Genomic DNA, 19548 nt, shown 5'->3' on the forward strand with positions numbered 1-19548 from the left:
AACTCAGAAGGTGTTCTTCGGCGGCTCGTAGTCCGCCGGCAACTCGGTGGGCGTCAGCTCCAGCACCAGCTTCTCGCCGGAGTCCGGGCGGGCGATCTCGATGCGGGCCTTGGTGCCCCAGGCGGACATCACGCTGGGATGTCCCAGTTCCACGCCCGGGTCGCCGAGGCTGATCTTGGTCTTGATCAGCACCGCGTTGGCCGTCTTCTGCTTCTGGGGCAGCAGTTCAATCCACAGCGCTTCGGTCGTCCAGCCGGGCGTGTCTGAAGCAATGGGGTCAAAGCGCAGTTTCAACGTTTTGCCGTCCTGGCCGATCAGGCGGGCCTGGATGCTGGTCTTGGTGCTGCCTTCGGTGCTGCCCTGGCTGCGTTCCACGAACACCTGCATGTCGACGTAGCCCTTGCCAGCGGTTGGCAGGGTCTCTACGGCGTAGGTCAGTGTCGACACGGCAGTCACTGCCGTGGCCAACAGCAGGGCGCGGCGGCGGGTCAGGGGCAGGGGGCGGTTGAGCATTGCAATCCTTTCAACAAGCGGATGAGTGGTGCCCCAGCGGCTGGCCAGCGGCGCGCCGTGGGGCGTGAGGTCGTGGGCGGCGAGCAGGGCGCGCCTGTAGTCGGCCAGAGCCTGGGGGCGTGAGGCCAGTACGGCGGCATCGCAACCCAGTTCCTGGTCCGCCTGCAGCCGCCGAGCGGCCCACCAGGCCAGCGGGTTCCACCAGTGCAGCGCCGTCAGCGCGCAGGCGAGCAGGTTCCAGAGGTTGTCCAGACGCTCGCGGTGCACCTGCTCGTGGGCCAGGATCAGCTCGCGTTCGGCGGGCGAGAAGCGTTGCTCGAAATCGATGGGCAGCGCCACGCGCGGGCGCAGCAGGCCGACGAGGGCGGGGCTGCTGCCGGCGGGCAAGCGTGAACCCAGGCGCGCAAGGCGCCATTGCCGTTGCGCTTGAACTGCTGCGACGAGGATGGCCCCGCCAAGCCATAGCGCCAACCAGATCGCCGTCTGGTCGAGCGGCGGCGCTGGCAGCACCGGCATGGCTGCCGTCTCGGAAACGCCCGTAGCTTGCAGCACCACGCGCAGCGGCTCCTGCGCCGGCCGGGGCAGCAGCGGCGTCAGCAGCAGCGCCGGCACCAGCAGCCAGGCCGCGTAGACGCTGCCGGCACCCAGGCGCTTCAACAGCAGCGGCCGCAACGCGGCGATCAGCACGATTGCCACGCTCAGCAGCAGGGCTTGCTGCAACAGCAACGCCAGCAGCCTTTCACTCATGCCCCTGCTCCTTCAGCAGCGCCTTCAGCGCCTCGACGTCCTCGGGCTTCAACTTGCGTTCCGACGCGAACTGCGCCACCAGCGGGGCCAGGCGGCCGCCGAAGAGCTTGTCGATCAGCGACATGCCGGCGTCGGCCATCCACGCGTCCTTGGGCACGGCGGGGGCGTACAGAAAACGCCGGCCGTCGCGCTCGGCGGTCAGTGCGCCCTTGTGCAGCAGGCGGTTCAGCAGCGTCTTCACGGTGGCGAGCTGCCAGCCCTGGCGCGGGCCCAGCGTGGCGGCGATCTCGTCGGCGCCCTGGGGCGAGCGCGCCCACAGCTCCTGCATGACCTGGGCTTCGGCGTCGCTGATGGGCTGCGGGGTGGGTTTCTTCATGATTACGCCTGTAAACGATGGCGAATGATTACGGCTGTAAACGCATTCGTCAAGCCCCAGGCTGTCACAGGGTCTTCATGGCACCCCGCTAGGCTGGCGGCATGGGCCGCTGTCGCGGCCGGGAGCTGCCGTGAGCCACATCGACGACGAACTGGTGAAGCGCATTCACCGCGACCTGCAGGACGATTTCGACGAGGAGCTGGAGCTCGAACTGGAGGACCGCGAGCACGGCGTCATGCCGAGCGACGACGCTTCCGCTGAGCGCAAGCGCTACTTCCGCGAGCTGTTCCGGCTGCAGAGCGAGCTGGTGAAGCTGCAGGACTGGGTGCAGCACACGGGCCACAAGGTCGTCATCCTGTTCGAGGGTCGTGACGCGGCGGGCAAGGGCGGCGTCATCAAGCGCATCACGCAGCGGCTGAACCCGCGCGTGTGCCGCGTGGCCGCGCTGCCAGCCCCGAACGACCGCGAGCGCACGCAGTGGTACTTCCAGCGCTATGTGTCGCACCTGCCGGCGGCCGGCGAGATCGTGCTGTTCGATCGCAGTTGGTACAACCGCGCCGGCGTGGAGCGCGTGATGGGCTTCTGCACCGACGACCAGTACGAAGAGTTCTTCCGCTCCGCGCCGGAGTTCGAACGCATGCTGCAGCGCTCGGGCATCCAGCTCATCAAGTACTGGTTTTCGATCAGCGACGACGAACAGCGCATCCGCTTCCTGGGCCGTATCCACGACCCGCTCAAGCAGTGGAAGCTGAGCCCGATGGACCTGGAGTCGCGCCGCCGCTGGGAGGAGTACACCCGGGCCAAGGAGGTGATGCTGGAGCGTACCCACACGCCCGAGTCGCCGTGGTGGGTGGTGCCGGCCGACGACAAGAAGCGCGCGCGGCTGAACTGCATCCACCACCTGCTGTCGCAGATGCCCTACCAGGAGGTGCCGCACGCCGACATCGAGCTGCCCGCACGCGAACGCCGCGAGGACTATCTGCGCAACCCGGTGCCGGACAGTCTCATCGTGCCCGAGGTGTATTGAGGCCTGCCGACACCGCAGTGGCGGGTCTGGCCTAGCATCCAGGCATGAAGTGGCCCCCGCTTTCGCTCCTCGTCGTGGTTGGCTTGACGGCGCTGGCGTCGTGGGCCTGGCGCGGCCATGTCGCGGCGCAGGACGGCGAGTTGCTGGCCCAGCGCGCCAAGCCCGGCGACATCCGCATGATCTCGTCCGAGACCTGCGGCTGGTGTACCGCAGCGCGACGCTGGATGACGCAGCAGCACGTGCCCTTCAGCGAGTGCTTCATCGAACGTGATGCGCAATGCCTCGCTGACTACCAGGCGCTGGGCGCCGCAGGCACGCCAACGCTGATCGTGCGCGGCCAGCGCGTCATCGGCTTCGACCGCGCGCGGCTGCTTCAGATCCTGCAATAGCCGAACCGAGTCGGCAACGCTGCTCAGCAGCGCTGGCGACTCGGCTCGGCGGTGGTGGGAAAGGGCGTCAAGTGCATGGGAGGGCGCCGGGTTCAGATGCGCTTGGTGCCGGTCTTGGCGGCAGCCAGCGTGGCGTTGCGCAGCAGGGTGGCGTCGCTGTAGCCGGTGATGACGACGCGCGGCAGTTGAGCCACTTCACGGACCGCGTAGCCGGTCACCACGACGCGGGGCAGCTGAGCCACGACTCGCGTTTCAGCGTGGACGGCCTTGCCGGTGATGACGACGCGCTCCAGCTTGGCAGTGACTTGCGGCGCAGCGTGGGCGGCGACGGCAGAGACAGCGAGGACGACGGCGGTGAAGACAGTTTGCAGGCTCATGATGGACTCCGTGGGGTGGGTGTCGAACCGCGTGATTGCTTGTTCGATGGAGTCAGTTTCGTCACTGGAGCCGTGCGCTTCCAGGCAGCTGCGATCAATCGCGGGCCGCGCTGGATGAACTGCAAAACGGTTGGATGAGCTGCGGCCAGATACGCAGGGCGACCGTCGATTGACGAGCAGGCCAACCCATCATCCAATTCCCGAGCGGCCGGGACGCCGCGTGTCTATGAGCACAGGGAGGACGAGATGGGCCGAAGGTCTGGAGTTGAGGGGTTCCTGCGCGCCGCAGGGCGCGCCATGGCTGCATCGGAACGGAACCGACAGCGCTTGGTTCGAGCAGCAGCTACCCAAGCAAGGCAGCTTGAACGCCATCAACGGATGGCAGCGAATCAACATAGACGTGCTGACCAGGCGGCTGCAAAGGAAGCCAAGGCTCAGTACCTCGCGGACCGGGAAGCTGAGACCGAAGACCTGAATGCTGAGGTCCAGGAACGCGTCGACGAGCTTCAGAGCATCTTGGCGCACACACTGAGGGTGGACGACCGCATCACTTTCAACTCGTTAAGGAGCAAGGTCGCCTTCGATGAGTTCAAGCTTGCGTCAGCCCTGGTCTCGAAGCCAGCTCCGACAGCCGCAGTGGTTGCCCCGCCCTCCTGGGTGCAGAAGTTCATCCCAGGCGCTTCTTCGAAGCATGCGCAAGCCGTCGAGGCGAACCGTGCCTCGCACGCTGCTGCTCTCGCCGAGCACCAGCGCGTCGAAGCAATGAAGGTTGCGGCGACTGCGAAGGCGAAGGAAGAGCATGCTCAGCGCAAGGCTGCCTTTGAAGCTGAGCAGCAGAAGAGGAACGCGGAGGTCGACGACTTCGAGGCCGACTACCGAGCTAAGAACGCCGACGCCGTCGTGGCGTACAACGAGATGGTTCTGACACGCTCGGAGTACCCCGATGAGGGCTTTCCTCAGAACTTCCGCCTGGCGTACAACGAAGCTTCCAGTGAGCTGGTGGTCGAGTACGAGCTGCCGCTTGCCACAGTGATCCCTGCTGAGGCTGAGTACCGCTACATCAAGACGCGGGACGAGATTGAATCAAAGGCCCGCAAGCCAGCGGAGACGAAGAAGCTGTACCAGGACGTGCTGGCATCCATCGCGCTTCGGACGCTGCATGAGCTGTTCGAAGCGGATCAGGCTGACGCGCTTTCCATCGCGACCTTCACAGGCGTCTTGGACACCATCGACCCCGCGAATGGCCGTGAGGCCCGCATTCCTGTCATTAGCGTCCGTGCTCCAAAGGCTGAGTTCGAGCAAATTCGCTTGGACAAGGTCGACAAGGTGGTCTGTCTTCGCAACCTGGGAGCCCATGTCTCAGGCCGACCCGATGAGCTTCAAGCGGTGAAGCCCATCGTCGAGTTCAACATGGTCGACAAGCGGTTCATCGAGCAGGGCGATGCGCTTTCCGGCCTGGAGTCAAGGCCGAACCTCATGGACCTGACACCCAGCGAGTTCGAAATCCTGGTTTCAAACCTGTTCGGCAAGATGGGTCTGGAAACCAGACTCACGCGCTCCTCGCGCGATGGTGGCGTGGATGCAGTCGCTTTCGATGCTCGTCCGGTACTGGGAGGCAAGGTAGTCATTCAGGCGAAGCGATACCGCGACACGGTGGGAGTCAGTGCCGTGCGTGACCTGTACGGCACGATGCTCAATGAAGGTGCCTCCAAGGGCATCCTCGTGTGTACCAGCGGCTACGGTGCCGACGCGTACAACTTCTCCAAGGACAAGCCGCTCGAGCTCATCGATGGCGGTGGCCTGCTTTACCTACTGCGAGAGCACGCGGGTACGCATGCGCGCATTGCGTCGTAGCGAGCTTCAGTGCCGCCCTAACCGAGGTGCAGGCCCAACCGCGCCAGCTCGCCGCGCCCCTGGCGCACCAGCACCGGCTCGTCGCCTTGGCTCAAGTCCAACACCGTGGTCGGCTGGGCCGGGCAGGCGCCCGCGTCCAGCACGAACTGCAGTTGCCGGTCCAGCCGGGCGCAGACGTCGGCGGCGTCGTTCATCGGCTCGGTGTCGCCGGGCGGGATCAGCGTCGTCGACAACAGCGGCTCGCCGAACAGCGCCAGCAGGTCCTGCGTGACGCGGTGGTCGGGCACGCGCAGGCCGATGGTGCGGCGGCTGGGGTGGGACAGGCGGCGCGGCACTTCCTTGGTGGCCGGCAGGATGAAGGTGTAGGCACCGGGCGTGGCCAGCTTGAGCAGGCGGTACTGGCGGTTGTCCACCCTCGCGTAGTTGGCCAGCTCGGACAGGTCGCGGCACAGCAGCGTCAGGTGGTGCTTGTCGTCGACGCCGCGCACCCGGCGCAGCGCCTCGGCGGCGCCTTTGTCGTCCAGGCGGCAGACGAAGGCGTAGCTGGAGTCCGTCGGGATGGCGCCAATGCCGCCGGCCTGCAGCATCTGCGCTGCCTGGCGCAGGAAGCGCGGCTGCGGGTTGTCGGGGTGGACTTCGAAGAGCTGGGCCATACGGCATTTTGCGGTAGCCGGCCCGTGAGCTTCAGTCGAACTTGAAGAGGAACTGCTGTTCCAGCTCGGCGTCGGCCAGCTCGGTCTTGCAGACATAGGCCTGCACCGTCTTCCGGATGATGTCGACCAAGCGGGGGTCGCCTTGCACCTGTACGGCGTCGGCATGGCCGCCCCGGCCGATCTTGAACTTCACGTCAACGAGATAGTCACCTTTGAGCCCTTCCGGTGGGGGCCCGGGGGGCAGCGGCATGTCCGGGCAGGCCTCGCTCACCTTCGCGCGCTGGGCGGTTACGTCCGAGAGTTCAGAGCGCGAGCGGTGAGCCGTTGGCTTGGCGGCTTCCGGCGTACCGGTGTTCAGCGCCTGTACGGCGCCGAAGCCCAGCACGGCGCTCAGCGCCAGCGCCGCATGGGCCGCTTGACGAGCCCTGACGCTGGGGGCGGCGTTCTTGAGCAACATGATCCTCTCCTTCAAGGGGTGGCGAGCCTGCCAGGCCGAGGCAGTGGGCGGGAGGCCGGTGGCCCCGTCGAGCTTGAGCAGGGCGAGGCCGTAGCGGCGCCAGCTGCCGGGATAACGTTGCATCACAGCGGCGTCACAGGCGAGTTCCTGGTCCTGCCGCAGGGCGGCCAGGCCCCACCACATCAGCGGGTTGAACCAGGCGAGGCCGGTCAGCAGCGTGGCCAGCATCCGCGCAGAGTTGTCGAGCCGGCGTGCGTGGGTGGCCTCGTGAGCCAGGATCCAGCGTCTCTCGTCGGCCGCGAATCGCTGCCGGAAGTCGGCCGGCAAGACCAGGCGCGGGCGCCACACGCCGAGCAGGCCGGGCGAGTCGCCGGCAGGCGCCCGCCACGGGCCAAGGCCACGGCCCTGCAACTGCCGCCGGTAGCGGTGGTGCCGCGCGGTCTGCGCCCAGGCCACGGCAATGAGGCCGGCCAGCCACAGCGCCTGCGCGCCGGCCTGCGCTCCCTCCGGCGTCGCAGCGCTGGGCAATGCCGTCAGCGTTGAGATGTGCACGGCCGGCAAGGTCAAGTGCGGCAAGCCAGTCGACGGCCAGAGTGCGGCGAGGGCCAACCAAGGCGGCAGCAGCCACAGCGCGTAGGCAGCCTGGGGCCCTGCCCGCCGCCGCCAGGGCCGCCGCAGCACCAAGACCGCCAGCAGCCCCAACGTGAGGCCGGTGTGGGCACGCCACAGCGTGTCGATCCAGGTGTCAGGCAGCGTCGTCATGCGCCTCCAGCAGGCGCCGCAAGGCCTCGGCGTCTTCGCGGCTCAATTTGCGCTGGGAGGAAAAATGCGCCACCAGCGGCGACAGCCGACCGCCGAAGACACGGTCGAGTAGGTTCAGCGATTCACCCTGCTCCCAGTCGTCACGGGCGACGAGGGGTTCGTAGAGATAGCGCCGGCCGTCGCGGTCCGCCTGCAGCGCGCCCTTGTTGAGCAGGCGGTTCAGCAGTGTCTTGACTGTGCCGAGCTGCCAGCCGGCGTCCTGTGGCAGGGCGGCGAGGATGTCCTCGGCACTGAGCGGATGGCGCGCCCAGAGGGTGCGCATGATCCGGGATTCGGCGTCGGAGATGCTGCTCATGATCGACAACAGAGTGTTGACGATTGATTGTCAACGGCTGTTGTCGAACGCGCCAATCGAGGGAAACCCGCGGGCGGCGCGGACGACTGGATCAGTGATGAATCTTGTCGGCCAGCTCGGCCCAGACGGGCGTGAGCTTGGTAGCAAGAGGCGGCAGCGTGCCGAGGTCGATACGGCTCTCGTCGGGGCTGTGGAAGTCCGAGCCGCGCGACGCGAGGAGGCCGAACTCCAGCGCCGTGTCGGTGTACTTCACGAACTCGGCCGGCGTGTGGCTGCCGGTGACGACCTCGATGCCGCGCCCGCCGTGGCCGATGAACTCGGTGATGAGTGCGTACTCCTCGGTCGGTGTGAAGTCGTAGCGGCCCGGGTGGGCGATGACGGCGACACCGCCGGCGCGGGTGATCCAGCCGACGGCGTCCTTCAGCGCCGCCCACTTGTGCGCCACGAAGCCGGGCTTGCCTTCGGTCAGGAAGCGGCGGAACACCTCCGAGATGTCGCTGCAATGGCCGGCGTCGACAAGGAAGCGGGCGAAGTGGGTGCGCGAGATCAGCTCCGGGTTGCCGACGTACTTCAACGCGCCCTCGAAGGCGCCGTGGATGCCGACCTCGGCCAGGCCAGCCGCCATCTCGCGGGCACGCGGCTCGCGCCCGCCACGCGTGGCGCGCAGGCCATTGATGATCTCGGGCGCTTCATGGTCGAAGCCCAGCCCGACGATGTGCACGACACGGCCGGCGAAGCTGACCGAGATTTCGGTGCCGGTCAGGTAGGGCAGGCCCAGGGCCTTGGCGGCGGCGATGGCGCGGGCTTGGCCGCCGATCTCGTCGTGGTCGGTCAGTGACCACAGCTGCACGCCGCCCGCCTTAGCGCGCGCGGCCAGCGCCTCGGGCGTCAGCGTGCCGTCCGAGACGATGGAATGGCAATGCAGGTCGGCGTTGAGCGTGGGGTTGAGGTTCACGCCCCGAGTTTAAGGAGTCGCGACCGTTGCCTGCGCCTCGACAACGTATTGCACCCGCTGCTGACCCTGCCATTCGTCCAGGCTGAGCCGGTAGGCCAGCGTGGCGCGCTCGGGCAGCATGTCGACGTGGTTGAACCAGATCGCGTCGATGAGCTTGCCGCCGTGGCGCAGGCGCAGCTTGAGGTGCTTCTCGCCGACCAGGCGCTGGGAGATCACCTCGAAGTGGTCGCAGAACACCGGCGCCTCGAAGCCCTGGCCCCAGACCTGCGCGTCCAGCAGTCGTGCCGTCTCCGCCGTGGCCGCGTCGGCCGGCAGGGTGCCGTCATGGCGCAGCGTGCGGGTCAAGTCCTGCTCGTTCAGCCACTCCTCGGCGACGCGGGCGAAGGCGAGGGCGAAGCGGTTGATGTCATCCACCGCCAGCGTCGCACCGGCCGCCATCGCGTGGCCGCCGAACTTGGCGAGCAAATCAGGCTCGCGCTTGCTGACGAGGTCCAGCGCGTCGCGCAGGTGAAAGCCGGGGATGGAGCGGCCTGAGCCTTTGAGATTGCCGTCGGTGCCGCGCGCGAAGACGAAGGTCGGGCGGTGCACGCGGTCCTTGATGCGCGAGGCGACGATGCCGACGACGCCTTCGTGGAAGTCGGCGTCGAACAGCGCCACGGCCGGCGGCAGGGCGCCCTGCAGTGCGGCTATGAGCCCGTCCAGCCGCGCCTCGGCCATCTCGCGCATGCCGCTCTCGATCTCGCGGCGCTCGCGGTTGATGGCGTCGAGCTGGGTGGCCAGCTCCAACGCGCGCTCGGGGTCATCGGTGGTCAGCGTCTCGATGCCCAGCGTCATGTCGGCCAGGCGCCCGGCCGCGTTGATGCGCGGGCCTAGTGCAAAGCCGAGGTCGAAGCCCTGGGCCTTGCTCGCGTCGCGCTTGGCGGCGCTGAACAGCGCCATCACCCCCGGCTGCGCGCGGCCCGCGCGCATGCGCTTCAGCCCCTGCGCGACGAGGCGGCGGTTGTTGGCGTCGAGCTTGACGACGTCGGCCACGGTGCCGAGGGCGACGAGATCCAGCAGCCCGTCGAGCCGCGGCACCTCGGTGAAGGCACCGCGTGAACGCAGCTCGGCGCGCAGGCCCATCAGCACGTAGAAGGCCACGCCCACGCCGGCCAGCGACTTGCTCGCGAAGCTGCAGCCGGATTGGTTGGGGTTGACGATGGCCTCGGCCTCGGGAACGACGATGACGCCGTCGACCAGTGCCGGCAGATGGTGGTCGGTCACCAGCACCTTCAGGCCCAGCGCGCGGGCGTGGGCCACGCCGGCGAGGCTGGCGATGCCGTTGTCCACGGTGACGAGCAGCGTGGGCGATTGCTCCAGCGCCAGGTCGACGATGGTCGGCGTGAGGCCATAGCCGTGCACGGCGCGGTCGGGCACGACGTAGCCGAGCTGCTCGGGCCGCGCGCCCAGCAGCCGCAGGCCGCGCAGCATGACGGCGCAGGCGGTGGCGCCGTCGCAGTCGTAGTCGGCCACGATGACGAGGCGCTCGCCGTGCTGGATGGCGTCGGCCAGCAGGCGGCCGGCTTCGGGCAGGCCCTTGAGGTCGGTGGGCGGCAGCAACTGGGCGAGGCTTTCGTCCAGCTCGGTGGCCTCGCGCACGCCGCGCGAGGCGAGAAGCCGGGCCAGCAGCGGCGCCACGCCGGCCTGCTCCAGCGCCCAGGCGGTGCGCGGATTCACCTCGCGTTCGATGAGCTTCGGGGAACTCATAGCGCCTCCAGCGTGGCGGCCATGTCGGGCGTCTGCCAACGGCGCTTCAGCTTCTCGATCAGCGACAAAGGTTGGGCAATGAAGTGACGCGCAAAGCGCTCACCGCACAACGTCAACTCAGTGAGCGGCTGCGCCAGCGGTCCCGCGTCCAGTCGCTGCCAGGCCTCGGCCCAGGCGGCGAGGTCGCCGTTTAGCAGCGGCTCGGTCAGGCGGGCGTCGACGGTCACGTCGGCGGGCTGGCCGTTCGCGCGACCGATGTCGCCAATCCATACCGAGTTGACAGCATGCGCGCCGCGCGCCTCGCGTTCTTCGTTCAGCGCGTGGCCGTGCATCAGCATCTGGGCCTCGTTCTGCCAGCGGCGCAGCACGCGGCTGTCGGGCAGCCAGGGCTCGATGCGCTGGCCGGCGGCGCGTTCGATGCTGGCCGCGTGCAGGCCCTCCAGCGCCGTCGCATGGCCGATGGCCCAGCGCGTGGCGTCCAGCAGCCGCCATTGCCAGCCTTCGCTCTGCGGCCACAGCTCGCGCAGCAGCGCGGTGAAGCGGGCCGCATCGGATTCCGACAGATTCAGCGCCGCCGGCGGCAGCACGTCCACGCCGTCAGTGCCGACGGCCAGATGCACCGGCGTCACCAGCGCCCAGCTCAGCTCGGGGCCGGCGTTGGCGGCCCAGGCCGCAGCGCTCGGCTCGGCCTGACCACGCAGGGCGGCGAGGGCGATGTGGTGCGGCGGGTGCGGCGAGAACTCGTCGCTGCCCCAGCTCTTCCCCGGGCTGAGCCGGGCCAGCAGTGCCGCCAGGTTGGGCAGGGCCAGCCCGGACAGCGCATGCCGCGCGGCCTCGTCCAGCGCGCTGGCATGGGGAATCATTAAATGCATGGGCGGGATTATCCCGAGGCGATTCAAGCGTTTGTCACAAAGCCTTCATACACTTTTCAACATGACCGACCCGACCCCGTTGAAGCTGCTCAACCGCGAACAAGCCATTCTTGAATTCAACCGCCGCGTGCTGGCCCAGGCGCAACGCGAAGACGTGCCGCTGTTGGAGCGGCTGCGCTACATCTGCATCGTGTCGAGCAACCTGGACGAGTTTTTCGAAGTGCGCTTCGCCGACATGCTCGATGCCGCGCGCGACCCGCTGAGCCCGGTGACGAGCCAGGAGGTCGACCGCGTCGGCCGCGCCGCCCACACGCTGATCGACGAGCAGTACCACGTCTTCAACGAGCAACTGACGCCGCTGCTGAAGAAGCGGCGCATCGTCGTGCTCAACCACGCCGACCGCGATGAGCCGCAGCGCGCCTGGGTGGACAAGTACTTCGAACGCGAGGTCAAGCCGCTGCTGGTGCCCGTGGGGCTGGATCCGGCCCACCCCTTCCCGCAGGTGGCCAACAAGTCGCTGCACTTCATCGCGCGGCTGTCGGGCAAGGACGCCTTCGGCCGCGACAACCGCATCGCCATCGTCAAGGTGCCGCGCGTGCTGCCGCGCGTCATCAAGCTGCCGGCCAATCTGAGCGATGGCCGCCAGGCGTTTGCACTGCTGACCAGTGTCATCCGCGCCCACCTGGAGGACCTGTTCCCGGGCCGCAAGGTCGAGGCCTTCTCGCAGTTCCGCGTCACGCGCGACTCCGACCTGGAGGTCGACGAAGAAGAGTTCGCCAACCTGCGCCATGCGCTGCGCTCGGGGCTGACGACGCGCCACTTCGGCCGCGCGGTGCGGCTGGAGGTGGTCAACAGCTGCCCGGCCGAGTTGTCGGAGTTCCTGCTGCAGCAGTTCGGCCTGCCCGACGCGGCGCTGTACCGCGTCAACGGCCCGGTCAACCTGGTGCGCCTGAACGAGCTGATCGACCTGACCGATGCGCCGGCGCTGCGCTTCAAGCCCTATGAACCCGCCTGGCCGACGGGCCGCCTGCCGCGCCACAAGTCCATCTTCGAGAAGCTGAAGAAGGGCGATGTGCTGCTGCACCATCCCTTCGAGAGCTTCGAGCCCGTCGTGGCGATGCTCCGCGAGGCCGTCAACGACCCCGACGTGCTGGCCATCAAGCAAACCATCTACCGCGCCGGTGCCAAGTCGGAGCTGATGGACCTGCTCATCGAGGCGTCGCGGCGTGGCAAGGAAGTGATGGTGGTTGTCGAACTGAAAGCGCGCTTCGACGAGGAGGCCAACATCAACTGGGCCGAGCGGCTGGAGGCCGTGGGCGCGCAAGTGGTCTACGGCATCGTCGGCTACAAGACCCACGCCAAGCTGCTGCTCATCACGCGCCGCGAAGGCAGCAAGTTGCGTCGTTATGGCCACATCTCGACCGGCAACTACAACCCCAAGACGGCGCGCCTGTACACCGACCTCGGCCTGCTGACGGCCGACGGCGACCTGACGGCCGATGCCGATTCGGTGTTTCGCCAGCTCGCGTCGCTGGGCAAGTTCAAGGTGCCGCGGCGCATGCTGCTGGCGCCCTTCAACATGCACAGCCGCATGCTGGAGCTGCTCGGGCTTGTGGAGGCGGCAGCGCTCGGCGGCTACAAGGCGGCGCGTGTGGTCGTGAAGATCAATGCGCTGACCGACGCCGAGCTCATCCACGGCCTGCTGCGCGCGGCGCAGGCCGGCGCCAAGGTCGACCTCATCGTGCGCGGCGCCTGCATGCTGCCGCCGGGGCTGCCGGGCGTCAGCGAGAACATCGTCGTGCGCTCGGTGGTCGGCCGCTTTCTGGAGCACACGCGCATCTGCTATTTCCGCTGGGCCGAGGCGAAGGAAGGCGATGAAGGCGAGGCGCTGTTCCTGTCGAGCGCCGACTGGATGAGCCGCAACATGTTCCGCCGCATCGAGGTGGCCTGGCCGGTGCAGGACGTCCGCCTGCGCCAGCGCGTCATCGACGAGGCGCTGCAGCCCTATCTGCATGACACCATGGACGCCTGGCAGCTCGGGCCCGATGGCCGCTCAGCGCGCATCAGTGACTGCGGCATCAGCGCGCAGCAGGCGCTGATGCAGCGCTACGGCAGCCCCCCCTACTCCACCTGACCGGTTCTGCCCTCATGGACCTGATCCTCTGGCGCCACGCCGAAGCCGAGATCCTCGCCGAGGGCCAGGACGACCTGCAGCGCGCCTTGACGCCCAAGGGCGAGCGCCAGGCGCGGCGCATGGCGGCCTGGCTCAACCACCGCCTGGCCGCGACGACGCGCGTGCTCGTCAGCCCCGCGCTGCGCTGCCGCCAGACGGCCGAGGCCCTGGGCCGCGAAGTGCGCATCGTGCCGACGCTGGCGCCGGACGCGCCCATCGCGGCGCTCATCGAAGCCTCGCGCTGGCCCAAGGCGAGCGAGCCAGTGCTGATCTGCGGCCACCAGCCGACGCTGGGCATGCTGGCTGCGCACCTGCTCGCCGGCGTGGAGCAGGACTGGGCCGTCAAGAAGGGCGCCGTCTGGTGGCTGCGCTGGCGCCAGCGCGACGGCGAGCCGGAGGTGACGCTGCACGCGGTGCAGGGGCCGGACGCGCTCTAGGTGCTGCAGCCGGCGCCGTGGAGCGTTAGGCGCCGCGCGAATGCCGGGCCACGTACTTCAGCAGCACGCCATCCATGCGCGCCTGCCAGCCATCGCCGGTCGACTTGAAGTAGGCCACCACCTCCGGGCTGTAGCGCACCGAGACGAGCAGCTTCTTGTTCTCTGAGGTCGGCCGGCCCCGTCGGGCTTGCACGGGCACCATCTCCTTGAGCTGCCGGGGCGACAACGGTTGGGCGTCCGGGTCCGCCTTGGCCGCTGCGAGGATGGCGCGGTCTTCCTCGACTGAGGGCATGCGAACGACGGGTTTGTTAGATGTTTTCGACATAGTGCTTCACCTCTCGACGAGTTGCAGGACGAAGGCTGATGACCCGGCGAACGTCACCACATTCCACAAAGGCCACGTAGTACAGCGTGTTGGTCTCGGGTGCGAGCGCCACCATGCGCAGCTCGCCGTACTCAAATCGACCATCGATCCAAACCAACGCGGAGTCCCAATCCAGTTCGGCCGCCAGCGACAGCGAGACACCGTGTTTGCTGACGTTGGTTCTGTCCTTGGCTGGATCGAATTCGATTTCCATCTATTTAATGTAGCTACATTAAATAGGGGTGGTCAACGGAACTTTCCGCAGCCGGCCCGCTGTTACGCCACCACCAGCTCCAGCAACCCCGTCCGCGCCCAGGCCTCGGCCTCTTCCTTGAGCAGGTAGCGCGTGCGGGCACGTTCGACCGACCAGATCTTGGGTCAACGCAGTGTCAACTGCTTGCCGTCGTGCTCCAGCTTCGGGCTGCCGCTGGTCACCGGCGAGCGCATGGCAGAGGATGAGGGCCAGGCGCAGGGCGATCAACGGGTCGAGCAGGCAGACGTCGGCCAGTTGCGATAGGCGCGCATCATGCTGCGCTGGCGTCAGCGCGACGGCGAGCCCGAGGTGACACTGCACGCGGTGCAGGGGCTGGACGCGCTGTAGCCGTTCAGCTCACAGGTGGCGCGTCTCGGGCGGCTGGTTCCACCAGTTGTTGTGCAGGCCGTCGAAGTAGGTGACCGGCGCGGCGATCAACTCCTCCGGCGTCGCGTTGTCCAGGCAATTGACCTTGACCGACACGAAGGCGCCTCCCATCTCCTCGATGGAGCCGTGGCCGTAGGAGCGCACACCGCAGGTCTTGCAGAACAGGTTGTGGATGCTGTCGGAGCCGAACTGGTAGTCGCTCTGCGCGTCCTCGCTCGTCAGCAGGCGAAACGCGTCGGGCTTCACGCTGGCGCTCCAGTTGCGCGTCTTGAAGCAGATGGAGCAGTTGCAGCGGCCGGTGCCGGCGGCGAGGTCGAGGTCGACTTCAAAGCGCACGGCCTTGCAGTGGCAGCTGCCGGTGTAGGTCTTGAGCATGGTGGTCTCGCGGTGGTTGAGGGCGGCTCATCCTCGCGGGCATCCCCTGTCAGCGCATGACAGCAGGGCGGCTGTTGCCTGCCGTTACGCCACCACCAACTCCAGCAAGCCCGTGCGCGCCCAGGCCTCGGCCTCTTCCTTCAGGAGGTAGCGCGTGCGCACCTGTTCGCCCGACCAGCCCTTGGGGAAGCGCAGCGTCAGCTGCTTGCCCGCACGCTCCAGCTTCGGGCTGGCTGCCGCTACCGGCGTGCGCGCGTGGCAGAGGATGACGGCCAGGCGCAGGGCGATGAGCGGGTCCAGCAGGCTGGCGTCGGCCAGTTGAGACTCCAGCTTGCGCAGGCCGCCACGCTGGCCGAGCGCCAAGGTGGCCAGGCGCTGTAGCTGGTTGGTGGAGAAACCTGCCGCGTCCACATGGGCCAGCAGGTAGGCGCTGTGGCGGTGGTGGTCGTGGTGGGAGACCAGCATGCCGATCTCGTGCAGCGCAGCGGCCCAGCGCAGCTCGCGCAGCGGCTCGGGCAGGGGCTTGGGCACCAGCTGGCGGTAGAGCTGCTCGGCCTGTGCCGCGACGCGCTCGGCCTGCGCCGTGTCGACGCCGAAGCGTTGCTGCAGCTCGGTGACCGAGTCGGCGCGCGGGTCCTGGGCACCTTTGGGCTGCAGGCGTTCGGCCAGGTCGAAGATGACGCCCTGGCGCAGGGCGCCCTTGGTGGGTTTCAGCTCGGCTATGCCGAACTGCGCCAGCAACGTGTAGAGGATGCACAGGCCACCGGCCACGACGGGGCGGCGGTCGTCCTTCAGGCCGGGCAGCTGCAGCTTGTCCTGCGAGCCGGCCGCGACGCATTGCTCGATGCACCAGCGCAGCGCGTCCATCGTGATGCGGCCATCCGTCTGGCCTGTGGCCGAGAGGATGTGCGACACCGCGCCCACCGTGCCCGAGGAGCCCAGCGCTTCCTTCCACAGATCGGCGCGGAACTGCGTCAGCGCCTCTTCCAACTCGGCGCCGGCCGCGACCTGGGCGGCGCGGAAGGCCTCTGCGGTGTAGACGCCATCGGCAAAGAAGCGCATCGACAGGCCGACGCTGCCGACGCCGAAGGACTCGGCAAGCAGCGGCTTGCGGCCACGGCCCAGGATCATCTCGGTGGAGCGCCCGCCGATATCGATGACCAGGCGCGGCTTGTCAGACGGCTGCAGGCGCGCCACGCCGGCAAAGATGAGGCGGGCCTCCTCGCGGCCGGAGATGACCTCGACGGGATGGCCCAAAGCGGCCTCGGCGCGGGCCAGGAAGGCGTTGCGGTTGCGCGCCTCGCGCAGCGTCTGCGTGGCGACGGCGCGCACGCGCTCGGGCGGGATGCCGACGAGCTGCGCGCCGAAGGCCGTCAGGCAGTCCAGGCCGCGCTGCATGGCGTCCTCGGTCAACATGCCTTCAGCATCGAGGCCAGCGCCCAGGCGCACGCTCTCCTTGATGTAGCTGACGCGCTGATAACGCTCGCCGCTGAGGCGGGCCAATTCGAGCCGGAAGCTGTTGGAACCGATGTCGATGGAGGCCCAGGGCTGGCTGTTCGAGTCGGGGCGCGTCGTCATGGGCGCGGATTGTCGGGGCAAAATTTGACGCTCCTTTGTAACCCCGTCCCCCCAGGAGCCCCCATGTTGAAAGAAGAGATCGACAGCCTCGCCCCCGGACGCGATTTCAGCCGCCGTGGCTTCGTGCAGACCGCCGTAGGCAGTGGCTTCGCGGCCGCCGTGCTGCCGGTGACGGCGCAGACCATCACCACCGACGCCGCAGGCCTGGAGGCCGGCTCGGTCAGCATTCCGGTGGGCGATTTCAAAATGCCGGCCTACCGCGCCCAGCCGGCGGGCAAGAGGAACCTGCCGGTCATCCTGGTGGCCAGCGAGATCTTCGGCGTGCATGAGCACATCGCCGACATCTGCCGCCGCTTTGCCAAGCTGGGCTATCTGGCCATCGCGCCCGAGCTCTTCGTGCGCCACGGCAATGCCGGCGCGTACACGGAAATTCCCAAGCTGATCAGCGAAGTGGTCAGCAAGGCGAGCGACGCCCAGGTCAACGCCGACCTCGACGCCACCGTGGCCTGGGCCGCAGCCAACGGCGGCGACACGGCCAGACTGGGCATCACCGGCTTCTGCTGGGGCGGCCGCACGACCTGGGCCTATGCCGCGCACAACCCCAAGCTGACGGCCGGCGTGGCTTGGTACGGCCCGGTGGCGCGCAGCTACCACCCGGGCGACAAGGCCGTCGTGGAACGCGCCGCCAGCATCCAGGCGCCGGTGCTGGGCCTGTACGGCGCGGTCGACAGCGGCATCCCGGTCGAGACGCTGACGCAGCTGGAAGCGGCGCTGAAGGCGGCCGGCAACCTGAAGAGCGAGTTCGTCGTCTACCCCGACACGCCGCATGCCTTCAACGCCGACTACCGGCCCAGCTACCGCAAGGCGGCGGCCGACGACGGCTGGGCCAAGTGCCTCGCCTGGTTCAAGAAGAACGGCGTGGCCTGAGAACCTGCGAACAGGCAGAGACAATGCCCCGATGACCCTTCTCTACATCGTGCTCGCCACCTTCGCGGGCGGCCTGCTGTCGGTGCTCGTCGCCGCGAGCCTCACGGTCGGCGTGCTGACCCACCTTGTGAAGAGCCTCGTCAGCCTGTCGGCCGGCATCCTGCTGGGCACCTCGCTGTTGAACGTGCTGCCCGAGGCCTTCGAGAGCCGCAGCGCCGCGCCGCAGACGCTGTTCGCCGTGCTGCTCGGCGGCCTGCTGTTCTTCTGGCTGCTGGAGAAGGTGGAGCTCTACCGCCACGTGCACCACCACGAGGGTGACGGCCACCACCACCACCATCACTTCGATGCTGAGCAGGCGGGCCGTGGCGGGCTGACCGTGCTGGTGGGCGACAGCATCCACAACTTCTGCGACGGCGCCATCATCGCGGCGGCCTTCCTGGCCGACACGCGGCTGGGTTTCGCGACGGCGCTGGCCATCGTCGCGCATGAGATCCCGCAAGAGGTGGGCGACTACATCGTGCTGCTGAACGCCGGCTTCAGCCGTGCCAAGGCACTGTTGTTCAACGCCATCTCGGGCATGGCGGCGGTCGTCGGCGGCGTGCTGGGCTACTTCCTGATCGGCGGTTTCGAGGGCGTGCTGCCGTATCTGCTGGTGCTGGCGTCCAGCAGCTTCATCTACATCTCGGTGGCCGACCTGCTGCCGCAGCTGCAGCAGCGCCTGGCGTGGCGCGACACCTTTGCCCAGGTCGCCTGGCTGGCCGTGGGCCTGGCCGTGGCGTTTGCGGTGTCGCAACTGCTGCATGGAACTCATTGACGCAGCGCTGCGCGGCGCCCTCGTGGCGCTGCTGATGCTGCTCGTCGCCATCCTCGCGCCGCAGTGGCGGCATGCCCGTCATGCCGACCTCGTGCGTGTGACGACCGCGTTGGCGCTGTCGTTGGTCGTGCAGGCGGTGTCTGCCTCGCCGTGGGTCGAGCACCGGCTGAGCTGCGCGGCGCAGTCGCCCGGCATCGGCCTGTCGCTGGGCGCGGCGGTGCTGTTCTGGCTGTTTGCGCGCGCGGTGTTCGAAGACGGCTTCCAGCTGCGCGCCTGGCATGGCGCACTTTGGGCGGGGGTCGTGGCGTTCGGCGCGTCCATCTGCCAGTGGGCGGGCTGGTGGCCGGCATTCGCGCTGCTGCGCGCGGTGCCCATCGTCTTCACGCTGCTGGGCCTGGCCGCCGTGGTCGGGCCGTGGCGTGTGGACCTGGTCGAGAAGCGGCGGCGCTGGCGAGGCGTCGTGGTGGGCGGCGGTGCGGTCTATGCCCTCGTCATGGTGAGCCTGCGCATCCGCTCGGCCGACGGCAACCTGAGCAGCGGCGGCGCTCTGGGCGACGTGGCCATGATGCTGGTGCTGACCAGCCTCATCGCCTGGCGGCTGCTGGCGCCGCGCGCGCAGGGGCTGTGGGGCGAGGGCGCGCCGCCGCGGCCCGCACCGACCGTACCACCCACACCGGCCACACCGGCCATACCGCCGCCAGCGGCCGACCCGCAGGACCAGGCCGTGGCCACGGCGCTCACCCGGCTGATGAACGAGGGCCGTGGCTACGCGCAGGAGGGCCTGAGCCTGGCCGGCCTAGCCGAGCAGCTCGGCACGCCAGAGTACCGGCTGCGCCGCGTCATCAACCAGGGCCTGGGCCATCGCAACTTCACGGCCTACGTGAACGGCCTGCGGCTGCTTGAAGCCAAGCGCCGCCTGGCCGACCCCGCCCAGCGTGCGCTGCCGGTGCTGACGATTGCACTGGACGTCGGCTTCGGCTCCATCGGCCCCTTCAACCGCGCCTTCAAGGCCGACACGGGGCTGACGCCGACGGAATTTCGCCAGAACGCGCTGGCCGATTCCTGAAAACGGCATCGCCGTTTCGCTAAATAGCGCGCCGAAACCTGCAAAGCGCGGGTTTCGGCCAGACAGGGCGTCGTCGGGCGCCGAGGCTGAC

At 68.3% G+C, this 19548-nt stretch carries 21 protein-coding genes; 8 read left to right on the plus strand and 13 right to left on the minus strand.

From position 1 onward, the window contains the following. Positions 1 to 3: 3 nt before the first annotated feature. Both ABIS05_RS24595 and ABIS05_RS24600 read right to left on the minus strand, forming a co-directional pair. On the minus strand, positions 4 to 1260 hold the full coding sequence (locus ABIS05_RS24595; protein ID WP_348011910.1) for a M56 family metallopeptidase: 1257 nt from the start codon (positions 1258 to 1260) through the stop codon (positions 4 to 6). After that, positions 1253 to 1636 (minus strand): BlaI/MecI/CopY family transcriptional regulator, encoded by a 384-nt coding sequence (locus ABIS05_RS24600; RefSeq protein WP_348011911.1) that lies wholly within the window; start codon positions 1634 to 1636, stop codon positions 1253 to 1255. The genes ABIS05_RS24595 and ABIS05_RS24600 overlap by 8 nt, the downstream gene beginning before the upstream one ends. A 130-nt stretch (positions 1637 to 1766) precedes the next feature. Between ABIS05_RS24600 and ppk2 the strand changes: the two genes are divergently transcribed. Beyond that, positions 1767 to 2663, plus strand: a complete 897-nt coding sequence (gene ppk2 / locus ABIS05_RS24605; RefSeq protein ID WP_348011912.1) for a polyphosphate kinase 2 — start codon at positions 1767 to 1769, stop codon at positions 2661 to 2663. 44 nt (positions 2664 to 2707) lie between these two features. Then, the gene (locus tag ABIS05_RS24610) at positions 2708 to 3052 is read left to right on the plus strand and encodes a glutaredoxin family protein (protein WP_348011913.1); all 345 of its coding nucleotides are present in this window, start codon (positions 2708 to 2710) and stop codon (positions 3050 to 3052) included. Positions 3053 to 3144: 92 nt separating this feature from the next. Here ABIS05_RS24610 and ABIS05_RS24615 read toward each other — a convergent pair whose 3' ends face one another. Further along, positions 3145 to 3429: a hypothetical protein gene (locus tag ABIS05_RS24615; RefSeq protein WP_348011914.1), complete on the minus strand. Its 285-nt coding sequence runs from the start codon at positions 3427 to 3429 to the stop codon at positions 3145 to 3147. 378 nt (positions 3430 to 3807) lie between these two features. Between ABIS05_RS24615 and ABIS05_RS24620 the strand changes: the two genes are divergently transcribed. Next, on the plus strand, positions 3808 to 5283 hold the full coding sequence (locus ABIS05_RS24620) for a restriction endonuclease (RefSeq protein ID WP_348011915.1): 1476 nt from the start codon (positions 3808 to 3810) through the stop codon (positions 5281 to 5283). 17 nt (positions 5284 to 5300) lie between these two features. On the opposite strand, the gene ABIS05_RS24625 is transcribed toward ABIS05_RS24620, so the two are convergent. The 6 genes from ABIS05_RS24625 to ABIS05_RS24650 form a co-directional block, all read right to left on the minus strand. Beyond that, on the minus strand, positions 5301 to 5936 hold the full coding sequence (locus ABIS05_RS24625) for an L-threonylcarbamoyladenylate synthase (protein ID WP_348011916.1): 636 nt from the start codon (positions 5934 to 5936) through the stop codon (positions 5301 to 5303). A gap of 31 nt (positions 5937 to 5967) precedes the next feature. After that, on the minus strand, positions 5968 to 7155 hold the full coding sequence (locus ABIS05_RS24630) for a M56 family metallopeptidase (RefSeq protein ID WP_348011917.1): 1188 nt from the start codon (positions 7153 to 7155) through the stop codon (positions 5968 to 5970). Further along, positions 7139 to 7510 (minus strand): BlaI/MecI/CopY family transcriptional regulator, encoded by a 372-nt coding sequence (locus ABIS05_RS24635; protein WP_348011918.1) that lies wholly within the window; start codon positions 7508 to 7510, stop codon positions 7139 to 7141. Before ABIS05_RS24635 ends, ABIS05_RS24630 begins: the two co-directional genes overlap by 17 nt. A 91-nt stretch (positions 7511 to 7601) precedes the next feature. Continuing rightward, complete coding sequence (locus ABIS05_RS24640; RefSeq protein ID WP_348011919.1) at positions 7602 to 8465, minus strand: 3',5'-nucleoside bisphosphate phosphatase; 864 nt, start codon at positions 8463 to 8465, stop codon at positions 7602 to 7604. 9 nt (positions 8466 to 8474) lie between these two features. Continuing rightward, the gene (gene recJ / locus ABIS05_RS24645; protein ID WP_348011920.1) at positions 8475 to 10211 is read right to left on the minus strand and encodes a single-stranded-DNA-specific exonuclease RecJ; all 1737 of its coding nucleotides are present in this window, start codon (positions 10209 to 10211) and stop codon (positions 8475 to 8477) included. Beyond that, entirely contained in the window at positions 10208 to 11083 is an 876-nt protein-coding gene (locus ABIS05_RS24650) for a hypothetical protein (protein ID WP_348011921.1), read from the minus strand. The genes recJ and ABIS05_RS24650 overlap by 4 nt, the downstream gene beginning before the upstream one ends. Positions 11084 to 11144: 61 nt before the next feature. On the opposite strand from ABIS05_RS24650, the gene ppk1 reads away from it, so the two are divergent. Next, a complete protein-coding gene (ppk1, locus tag ABIS05_RS24655) occupies positions 11145 to 13217 on the plus strand; it encodes a polyphosphate kinase 1 (RefSeq protein ID WP_348011922.1) in 2073 nt (690 codons plus the stop codon). 14 nt (positions 13218 to 13231) lie between these two features. After that, the gene (locus tag ABIS05_RS24660; protein ID WP_348011923.1) at positions 13232 to 13693 is read left to right on the plus strand and encodes a histidine phosphatase family protein; all 462 of its coding nucleotides are present in this window, start codon (positions 13232 to 13234) and stop codon (positions 13691 to 13693) included. Positions 13694 to 13718: 25 nt separating this feature from the next. Here ABIS05_RS24660 and ABIS05_RS24665 read toward each other — a convergent pair whose 3' ends face one another. The 4 genes from ABIS05_RS24665 to ABIS05_RS24680 all read right to left on the minus strand — a co-directional run bounded on the left by ABIS05_RS24665 (position 13719) and on the right by ABIS05_RS24680 (position 16650). Beyond that, the gene (locus tag ABIS05_RS24665) at positions 13719 to 13985 is read right to left on the minus strand and encodes a BrnA antitoxin family protein (RefSeq protein ID WP_348011924.1); all 267 of its coding nucleotides are present in this window, start codon (positions 13983 to 13985) and stop codon (positions 13719 to 13721) included. 16 nt (positions 13986 to 14001) lie between these two features. Further along, a complete protein-coding gene (locus ABIS05_RS24670; protein WP_348011925.1) occupies positions 14002 to 14271 on the minus strand; it encodes a BrnT family toxin in 270 nt (89 codons plus the stop codon). 396 nt (positions 14272 to 14667) lie between these two features. Then, positions 14668 to 15072: a GFA family protein gene (locus tag ABIS05_RS24675; RefSeq protein WP_348011926.1), complete on the minus strand. Its 405-nt coding sequence runs from the start codon at positions 15070 to 15072 to the stop codon at positions 14668 to 14670. A gap of 84 nt (positions 15073 to 15156) precedes the next feature. Further along, the gene (locus ABIS05_RS24680; RefSeq protein WP_348011927.1) at positions 15157 to 16650 is read right to left on the minus strand and encodes a Ppx/GppA phosphatase family protein; all 1494 of its coding nucleotides are present in this window, start codon (positions 16648 to 16650) and stop codon (positions 15157 to 15159) included. A 63-nt stretch (positions 16651 to 16713) separates the two neighbouring features. On the opposite strand from ABIS05_RS24680, the gene ABIS05_RS24685 reads away from it, so the two are divergent. The 3 genes from ABIS05_RS24685 to ABIS05_RS24695 are packed head-to-tail and all read left to right on the plus strand — an operon-like array spanning position 16714 to position 19457. After that, positions 16714 to 17577 (plus strand): dienelactone hydrolase family protein, encoded by an 864-nt coding sequence (locus ABIS05_RS24685; RefSeq protein WP_348011928.1) that lies wholly within the window; start codon positions 16714 to 16716, stop codon positions 17575 to 17577. Between the two features lie 31 nt (positions 17578 to 17608). Further along, complete coding sequence (locus ABIS05_RS24690; protein WP_348011929.1) at positions 17609 to 18391, plus strand: ZIP family metal transporter; 783 nt, start codon at positions 17609 to 17611, stop codon at positions 18389 to 18391. After that, positions 18378 to 19457, plus strand: coding sequence for a helix-turn-helix domain-containing protein (locus tag ABIS05_RS24695; RefSeq protein ID WP_348011930.1), 1080 nt, complete (start codon positions 18378 to 18380; stop codon positions 19455 to 19457). Before ABIS05_RS24690 ends, ABIS05_RS24695 begins: the two co-directional genes overlap by 14 nt. The last annotated feature ends 91 nt before the right edge of the window (positions 19458 to 19548 follow it).

It is taken from the genome of Roseateles sp., from assembly GCF_039929605.1.
Classification (GTDB): domain Bacteria; phylum Pseudomonadota; class Gammaproteobacteria; order Burkholderiales; family Burkholderiaceae_C; genus Pelomonas.